The organism is Mycobacterium sp. (assembly GCF_035623875.1).
Classification (GTDB): domain Bacteria; phylum Actinomycetota; class Actinomycetes; order Mycobacteriales; family Mycobacteriaceae; genus Mycobacterium.
The window spans coordinates 1-7,905 of sequence record NZ_DASPSP010000031.1; the positions used below are offsets into that span (position 1 = coordinate 1).

Below are 7,905 nucleotides of genomic sequence, written 5' to 3' on the forward strand. Positions count from 1 at the left end.
CGCGCTGACCATCTGGGACGACCACCACGATACTGCCATCGCTGAATCGCGCCTATCACGCCACGCAGCATGTCTTCACCCTACTGCGGTCCGTAACGGTTACATCTGCGCCCAAACGATTTTCGTCTGCAGGTAGGTGTCGATGCCGGCTTTGCCGGATTCGTAGCCCCAGCCGGATTGCTTGTAGCCGCCGAACGGCATGGAGTGGTCGAACTGCATCTGGCAGTTCAGCCCCACGGTCCCGGCCTTCAGCCGCTTGGCCAGTCGGTGTGCGCGGCCCAGGTCCTTGGTCCACGCGGTGGCTGCCAGGCCGTAGGTGCTGTTGTTGGCCAACGCAACTGCTTCGTCGTCGTCGTCGAACGGCAGGATCGTCACAACCGGTCCGAAGATCTCCTCCTGGAACAGCCGGCTTGAATCGGGGTCGACGTTGGTGACGACGGTCGGGTGGACGAAGTACCCCTTGCGGTCGAGGCGGTGCCCGCCTGTGACCAGTTCGACACCGTCGGACTTACCCTGGTCAAGGTAACCGAGGACACGGGTGAGCTGCTTTTGGCTGATCAGCGGGCCGACCATGGCGCCCTCGTCTTTGGGGCCACCTAGTTGCATGACGTTCGCCATGTTGGCGATGCCCTCCACGACCCGCTCGTAGACACCGCGCTGGGCAAAGATCCGTGACCCGCACACACAGGCCTGGCCGGAGTGGATGAAGGTGCCGAACGACGCCATCGGGATGGCCAGGTCCAGGTCGGCGTCGTCGTAGACCAGTACCGGCGACTTGCCGCCGAGTTCGAGGGTGACCTTGTTGAGGTTGCTGTTCGCCGAGGCGTGCACGATCGCCCGGCCGACTTCCGTCGATCCGGTGAAGGCCACCTTCTCGACGTCGGGGTGCGCGGTGATCGCCGCACCTGCGGTGTGCCCGTAGCCATTCACCAAGTTGACGACGCCCTCGGGCACCCCGGCCTCGGCCAGGATCCTGTCCAGGACCAGCGCCGACAGCGGCGTTTCTTCAGCAGGCTTGACGACGCTGCTGCAGCCCGCGGCCAGCGAGGGCGCGAGTTTGGCGCAGTAGTTGAACACCGGGCCGTTCCACGGGAAGATCAGCCCCACCACGCCGTAGGGCTCGCGCAGCGTGTAGGTGTGCATATGTGAGTCGACGCCGGTCAGGCCGCCGGTGTTCACATCGCGCGCGATGCCGTCGATCTTGGTACACCAGCCGGCGTAGTAGCGGAACCACTCGGAACCGACCTTGGTGATGATCTGCGCCTGAGCCGGCGGGATGCCCGCGTTGAGCGATTCAAGCTCGGCGAGGATGTCGGCGTTCTCATCGATCAGGTCGGCCACCCGCCACAGCACCTTGGCCCGGTCGTAGTCCGGCAAGCCCGACCACACTCCGGATTCGGCAGTAGCTTTCGCGCGCGCGACGGCGTCGTTGATCGCCTCGGGGCCGCAGTCGGTGAACTCAGTGATCTGCTCCTCGGTGGCGGGATCGATGATCGGAATCACGTCGCCGGTGCCGGGTCGCTTACTAATGTCCTCCAGCACGTCCTGCACCGTCATGACTATCCCTTCTCGCTTCGATGCGACTCTATCTATGTAGAGATGGATCACGAGTGTAACCCAGCGCCGGCGCGGTCCACGAGATAGGTCACGAGCCGCCACGCCCGGCCCGCCCGCTACTTCCAGGCGAACACTGGTTGCTCCAGCTCGTCGACCGGATCGTGGCGCCCCTCCAGGCATAGCCAGCGCAGCTGCAGCAGCACAGCACCCGTCGGTGCGTGGATGAGGGCGTTCCCCAACGGTATTTGCACAACCGGCCGCGGGCTTTCCGGGATGGTGATGAATCGCGGCGAGTCCTCGCGCTGCAGTTGGTGCAGACCCACGCGGTAGACCGCCACGACCTCGTCGGGCGCCGGTCGAGGATCGAGCCGTCCGCCGCCCCAGATCACCACCGGGGTGATGACATATCCGGACCGGGTCGGATAGTCGTCGAGCAGGCCCAACACGGTCGGGTCGACCAGTTTGATGCCAACCTCCTCGGCTAGCTCCCGCAGGGCTGCGTCGACGGCACTTTCCCCCGGGTCCACACGACCGCCGGGAAGCGCCCATTGCGCCGCGTGCGAGTTGAGGCGAGAGGCCCTGCGGCACAACAGGAACGCGGCACCGCCTGACACGCCGACCATGCGGCCGTCGAGGCCGGCCTCCGGCATCGGGCTTCCTGCGATCCAGTCGTCCACCGGCGCCGGGTCAATCCGGTCCTCTCCGACCTCGGAGTCGACGAGCAGAACTGCGACCGCCGCGTGCCGCTTCGTCGGGTCGGCCACGACGCGACGGTCATGATCTGCCAAATGGTCCCGGATCTGCTCGCGTAGCACCTCGTCATATCGGATCGGCATCTCCCGAGCCTAGGCTGAGGGGCGCGCGGTCCCACTGAATTCCAATGCGATCGTAGACGAGCTGATTAACTGGTCGAAATGGCTGACATCACCGAGCTGATCCTCGCCGACCATGACTGGTTCCGCGAACGGTTCGCCAAGCTGGATGATCTGCGAGCACAGACGCCGATCAACCCTGCCGCGCTCGAACGGGTTTGGCGTCCACTCGGCGAGAAGCTCGACCTGCACGCCTACATCGAGGAAATGATCTTCTATCCGCAGTTGCTGAAGCGCGGCGTCGACGATCCCGAAGGCGAGACGCTGGACGCCATCGGCGATCACAACGACATTCGCGATGGAGTGCGCGCGGCGAACGCGGCCTCAATCGGCACCGAACAATGGTGGGCGGCGGTCGGCCAAACCCGACAAGCCAACGACGACCACATGAGTGAAGAAGAAAGGGAAGGACTTTCAGACTTCCGCCGTCATGCCCCGATCGGACTTCGCGAAGCACTCGGGCGGCAATACCGCCAGTTCATGGCCCAGCACCCCACCACCAAGGGATTGGACATCACCGACCGCGACCCGCAACGCTACGTGGAAGATCTCGAGAACGCCGCACCGTCCAAACCCACCGACTACTCGCTGCGCATCGGCAGCCTGAAAGGCCAATAATCAGGAGCACATGGCGAACTCCCACAGCGACGTCGTGGCCACCACGCAGCCGGTGAATATCTAGAGGCTGGCCGTCGATAGCCAGCGGTGGGACTCAGTGAAGGTCAGCCGTGGCCGGAGCCGCAGCCAACGCCCGGCAGACATCCGGTACCACCCGGCACGCCGCCCGGGCCCCAGAACTGGCCGCCAACACCGCAACCGACGCCCGGGACGCAGCCTTGCCCGCCCGGACCGCCGCCGGGACCCATGAACTGTCCACCGGAGCCGCAGTTGCCGTTGACGTCGCAGCCGCCCCCGCCCGGGTCTTGCTTGAAGACCACATGCGCGGCTGCTGCGGAGTTCGCTGGGCCTGCCGCGAAAGCTTCGGCTGCCGCCACAGGCGTAACAGCAATCGCTGCAGCAACAGCGCCACCAACCACCAGCGATTTCATCAGATTCAATTTCGCTAACATGCGCGCAGGATACCCACTTCCACACATGTGCAAAACATCCCCGTCAAAATTAACTGACGTCCGGTCGGCGGGTGTGTTGGTGGCAGAGTCGTGGGGGTGATTTCGCCGTCGGTCGGGTAGGCCCGCCGAAGCTCCAGTCTCGGCGTCGGCAACCTCAGCTACCACGCCGATGTGTACGGAAGTCGGAAGAATAGTCGGCAATTTGGATGCTCTGCGCGCCAGGGGTTTTCGCACCGAGTGGCTATTCGGCGGCTACGTCGCTACTCGCGATGCGTTGATCGCGCGTTCGAAGATCGTCATCAACATGCATGTATACGAAGCGAAGGTCTTGGAGATCGTGCGAGTTTCATATCTGCTGGCCAACAGACGCACGGTGGTTTCCGAGCGCGGTGCCAATCCAACCGAGGACGGCGACCTGGAGTCGGGGATCGCGTTCGCGGCCTACGACGGTTTGGTCGATCGCTGTGCGGAGCTCCTTGGCGACGAGCGCGCACGCCGCGAGCTAGCTCAACGGGGCTACCAGCTGTTCTCCGCCCGCAGCCAGTCCGCCATCTTGCACGACGTTCTGTCGTCCAGCCTCAACTGAGCACGGGACGTCAGGGGTTACCCTGGCCGCGTGAGTGGTAACGGGGTGCCCGGTGGGGTGGTACACAAACTGCCCGCAGACCTGCGCACGGCGCTGATCGCGAACTCCACGGCACTCGCGGCCTGGAAGGACATCACGCCGCTGGCACGCAACGAATTCATCTGCTGGGTCGAGGATGCCAAGCAAGTGACGACCCGGCAGCGTCGCATCGGTCGGACCCAAGAGGAGCTGGAAGAAGGCCAACGCCGGCCGTGCTGCTGGCCTGGATGTAAGCATCGCGAGCGCACCGGCAAGTAACCGTCGCCGTAATACGCTTACCCCATGCAAGAGGCGAGTCGGCATCGCGAACAATTGGCCGGTCTACCCCACTACCACGTCATCGCTGAAAACCACGACGGCGAATTGATTTACAGCGACGGATTCACTTGGCCTCGCGCGCACGGATTCGCCGCAGACCTGATAGCGCCGCCTGCCGGCGCCCCGATCTCTGAGCCGGTGAAAGCCGTCTGGATCATCGAAGGCGACCCATCGCGGTGCCCACTCGCCCATGGTGATGGCATCCCGGCTGACGAGCAGGCGACGCCAGATTTTCTCCACCGAGCGATCCAGCAACAGCCTTACTGGTCGATTTAGCAGGCATCCGCCAGTTCATCGCCAGCTCCCAGGCACTTATCGGGTGTGACTTGCGGCTGCTTTGGCTGCCGGGCCACCTAGACACGTCCCTGGAGGATCTGGAGCGGGTGGTCGGCGCGTGAGCGCCGTTATAGCCGAGCGACCTTCAGATGTTTATCGCCGGCAGCAGTCTGGTGAGGTTCCAAAGCCGATTGCGCCGGGCCGATAGGCACGAGATCGTCAATGCCGCCGCCCATATGCTGATCAACGCGATCACCGCCTGCCACAGCCGAAAATCGATGCCGCCCAGTATGAGCTGTCGTAATCCGTTGACGCCGAACGTCATCGGGTCAAAGCGGTGGAATATCTGGAATGGCTTTGAGGTGGTTTCTACGGGGTACATGCCGCCGGCGCTGACCAACTGCAGCATGAGCAAGGCCATGATCAGTACGCGCCCTACCGCCGCGCCGACGAGCGCGTTGATCGCCTGCGTCGCGGCGACGAATGCGCAGGAAACCAGAATCATGAAGGCCAGCATCGCAACAGGGTGAGCCGCGTGCATCCCAAGGGCGAATCGCACCACACCGTAAAGGATGATCGCCTGCACTACCCCGATCACCGCTGCGGGAAGGTAGCTGGAGAGCGCCACGCGAATCGCGATCACCTCTGCGGCGATGGCGCGGTTTTGTAAGGGCCGCAGCACCATCCACAGCACCAGGGCGCCGAAGAACAGAGCGAGTGTGAGGAAGAAGGGCGCCATGCCGGTACCGAAGTTGGGCGCGGCGTTCTCATGTGTGGTTTCGAGATTTACCGGGCCACCGATGGTGTCAGCGACGGCCTGTTTCTGCTGGGCGGTCCAGTTGGGCACCTGCTTGGCGCCGTCGGCGAGTTTAGTCGCCAACTCGGACGATCCCGCCTTGAGTTGCGCGGTACCCGATTTCAGCTGCTGTGCGCCGTCATCGAGTTGAGCGATGCCGCTTGCCAACTGAGCGTTGCCGGAGGCCACCTGCTGGGCTCCGTTTCGCAGTTGGGTCAGTTTGTTCGTCAGCTCCTGTCCTTTGCTGCCGACTTGGTCGAGGGCGGATTTCAGCGGGCTACCGGGTGCGCCCAGCGTCGAGCTCATCGCGATAGCGGCGTTTTGCGCGTCGGTGAGCTGCTGGCGGATCTGCGGTGTGAACTGGTGTTGCCGGAGCTGGTCTTGTATCCCGCGCAGCGTCGCCGCGGCGTTGCCTGCGGCTGGATCTTGGCTGACGGAGAGCTGATCGATCACCGATGAGAGTCCGTTGGCAGCGGCGTCCTGTGCCACCGCGATGGCATTGATCTGGTCGACGGCCTGCTGCATCGCGGTTGCACCCTGGCGCAGCTGCTCGGTGTTGCCCCCGACCGTCGACAGCGCCTTGGTAACTGCGAGCAGCGGCTCAGTGGCCTCGTTGATGCCGTCGGAGAGCTGCTTGGCGCCAGTGGCAAGCTGCGCCGAGCCGGACCGGGCGGTGTGCAGACCGGCGGAAAGCTGGCCGGCGCCGTCATCGACCCGCGCCGCCCCGTCGGCGAGCTGTTGCGCCCCGTCGGCGGCCTGCTTGATCCCTGCACCGGACGAGATGACAACAGACAGCACCTGATTGACCGCCTGTCCGGAGATCCGGGTCGATACGGCGTTGAGTACCTGGCTGATGGCGGTGCGACCGATGCTTGTTGAGATGTAGTTGTTGGCGTCGTTGTACACGGCAATGAGGTTGGCTTGTCTGGGCTGCCCGGTCACTGGCGATGCGATCGCTGCGCTGAAGTCGGGCGGCAACTCGAGCATGAAGTAGTACTTGCCGTGTTCGACTCCGTTGCGCGCCTCGTCGGGATTCACCACGTGCCAGTCCAGGCTGCGGTCGGCCGTCAGGCTTTTGGCGATCTCGGCGCCGGCGTTCACCTGCTGCCCGGACACGACGGCGCCGCGGTCGGAGTTGACCAGCGCCACGGGCATCTTGTTCACATGACCGAAGGGATCCCAGTACGCCCACAGGTACAGCGCTCCGTACACGAGCGGGAGCAGCATCAGGACCACGATCGCGGCGCGCGTCATCCGGCTGCGGCCGAAACGCTTGATTTCCGAACCAAATGCGAGGCCAGCCAGCATCGTTAGCCCCTTTCCGTCAGGATGCGGTGATCGTGTAGTTCGTGGTCGGGGGCGTCAATGCCGAGCGGGTTGGTCACCCCCACAACGACGGTGCGCTGCGTCGCGATCGCGCCGAGGCGCTCGACCGCAATCGCCCGCCGAGAGTTGTCCCGGACCTGCTCGAGGTCGCCGACTACCAGGATGGGACGGTTCGAAAACAGCGCCAGCGTGATGCGCAGCAAGAACAGTTCCAGGTCGGACAACTCCACGATGTAAGACTCCGCCGACGGCGGGGGCATCTCGCCGAACACTTTGCTCAGTTCGGCCTGGCCGGCTTGGATCGGCACCCGCGAGTACCACGGCGCCAGCCAGCAGCGCTGCTCGGCGAGCACGGTCTGCACCGTCACCGACTCCTCCAAGTCATCGATGTCAGCGAACGCCGCGATCGAGCAGTGCCGGCGGATCGCGCGCGGATCCGAATCCCCGAGCACAGTTACGGTGCCGTGGGTGGCCTTGAGCCGCCCGGCGAGCGTTAACAGCAGAGCTGTCTGCCCCGGTCCTCCGGGCATTTGAATGGCGTGGAAGCCCGAGGTGAGTGCGAGATCGATGTCCGAAAAAAGCGGCGCGTGCTCGCCGTCCACCCCCAGTCCGGTGGCGGTGATCAGCGTCGGCTCAGACGCGGTGTCCGCCGGCGTCGGCGGCGCGGCAGCATCCTGCTCGTCCGGTGCGTCCATTGGGTTGCTCTCTTCTCCGATGGTGGACGTTAGGTCCATTCGATCAAAACGTGCGACCGCAATGTGAGCTCGTGTCCGCATGTACGGCGATCGAAGAGAACGGTTTGTAACACTTCGCGAGGTACCGCGCAGGTTTTACAAGTTTGCCATGCAGCACTCGAGCATGATCGACCGTCGGCTTCCGACTCAGGTAGCCCCAGGAAATTGGCCAATCAGCAGCCCTCGCGGCCGCTGCCGAACAGAACTAGCTGAGTTTGCGGAATCACACCGAACACAGTCGGAGATGAGATCGAGTACCGCCCAATTTGCGCCGGCTGCGACTCGTGAAGGCGCCGTCATCGTGTGCCCCATGACGCCGGCCAGTCGCCAA

General features: G+C 64.1%; 9 protein-coding genes. 4 read left to right on the forward strand and 5 right to left on the reverse strand.

Annotated features, from left to right (window positions below):
* Positions 1 to 99 precede the first annotated feature (99 nt).
* Positions 100 to 1,557, reverse strand: a complete 1,458-nt coding sequence (locus VEI45_RS02815) for an aldehyde dehydrogenase family protein (RefSeq protein WP_324849926.1) — start codon at positions 1,555 to 1,557, stop codon at positions 100 to 102.
* 116 nt (positions 1,558 to 1,673) lie between these two features.
* Positions 1,674 to 2,393 (reverse strand): CoA pyrophosphatase, encoded by a 720-nt coding sequence (locus tag VEI45_RS02820; RefSeq protein ID WP_324849929.1) that lies wholly within the window; start codon positions 2,391 to 2,393, stop codon positions 1,674 to 1,676.
* A gap of 78 nt (positions 2,394 to 2,471) precedes the next feature.
* Here VEI45_RS02820 and VEI45_RS02825 point away from each other — a divergent pair, with 78 nt between their 5' ends.
* Positions 2,472 to 3,047 (forward strand): hemerythrin domain-containing protein, encoded by a 576-nt coding sequence (locus VEI45_RS02825; RefSeq protein ID WP_324849931.1) that lies wholly within the window; start codon positions 2,472 to 2,474, stop codon positions 3,045 to 3,047.
* Positions 3,048 to 3,151: 104 nt separating this feature from the next.
* On the opposite strand, the gene VEI45_RS02830 is transcribed toward VEI45_RS02825, so the two are convergent.
* Complete coding sequence (locus tag VEI45_RS02830; protein ID WP_324849943.1) at positions 3,152 to 3,478, reverse strand: PE-PGRS family protein; 327 nt, start codon at positions 3,476 to 3,478, stop codon at positions 3,152 to 3,154.
* 223 nt (positions 3,479 to 3,701) lie between these two features.
* On the opposite strand from VEI45_RS02830, the gene VEI45_RS02835 reads away from it, so the two are divergent.
* Genes VEI45_RS02835 through VEI45_RS02845 form a run of 3 tightly spaced genes read left to right on the forward strand, consistent with a single transcriptional unit; the run spans position 3,702 to position 4,718 of the window.
* Positions 3,702 to 4,085 carry a hypothetical protein gene (locus VEI45_RS02835; protein ID WP_324849933.1) on the forward strand — a complete coding sequence of 128 codons (384 nt, stop codon included), beginning with the start codon at positions 3,702 to 3,704 and terminating at the stop codon, positions 4,083 to 4,085.
* A gap of 30 nt (positions 4,086 to 4,115) precedes the next feature.
* A complete protein-coding gene (locus VEI45_RS02840) occupies positions 4,116 to 4,382 on the forward strand; it encodes a YdeI/OmpD-associated family protein (protein WP_324849935.1) in 267 nt (88 codons plus the stop codon).
* A 24-nt stretch (positions 4,383 to 4,406) separates the two neighbouring features.
* A complete protein-coding gene (locus tag VEI45_RS02845; protein ID WP_324849937.1) occupies positions 4,407 to 4,718 on the forward strand; it encodes a hypothetical protein in 312 nt (103 codons plus the stop codon).
* Positions 4,719 to 4,863: 145 nt separating this feature from the next.
* Here the strand turns inward: VEI45_RS02845 and VEI45_RS02850 are convergent, their stop codons facing one another.
* Both VEI45_RS02850 and VEI45_RS02855 read right to left on the reverse strand, forming a co-directional pair.
* Positions 4,864 to 6,822 (reverse strand): YhgE/Pip domain-containing protein, encoded by a 1,959-nt coding sequence (locus VEI45_RS02850; protein WP_324849939.1) that lies wholly within the window; start codon positions 6,820 to 6,822, stop codon positions 4,864 to 4,866.
* Positions 6,823 to 6,824: 2 nt separating this feature from the next.
* Entirely contained in the window at positions 6,825 to 7,535 is a 711-nt protein-coding gene (locus VEI45_RS02855) for a hypothetical protein (protein ID WP_324849941.1), read from the reverse strand.
* Positions 7,536 to 7,905 lie beyond the last annotated feature (370 nt).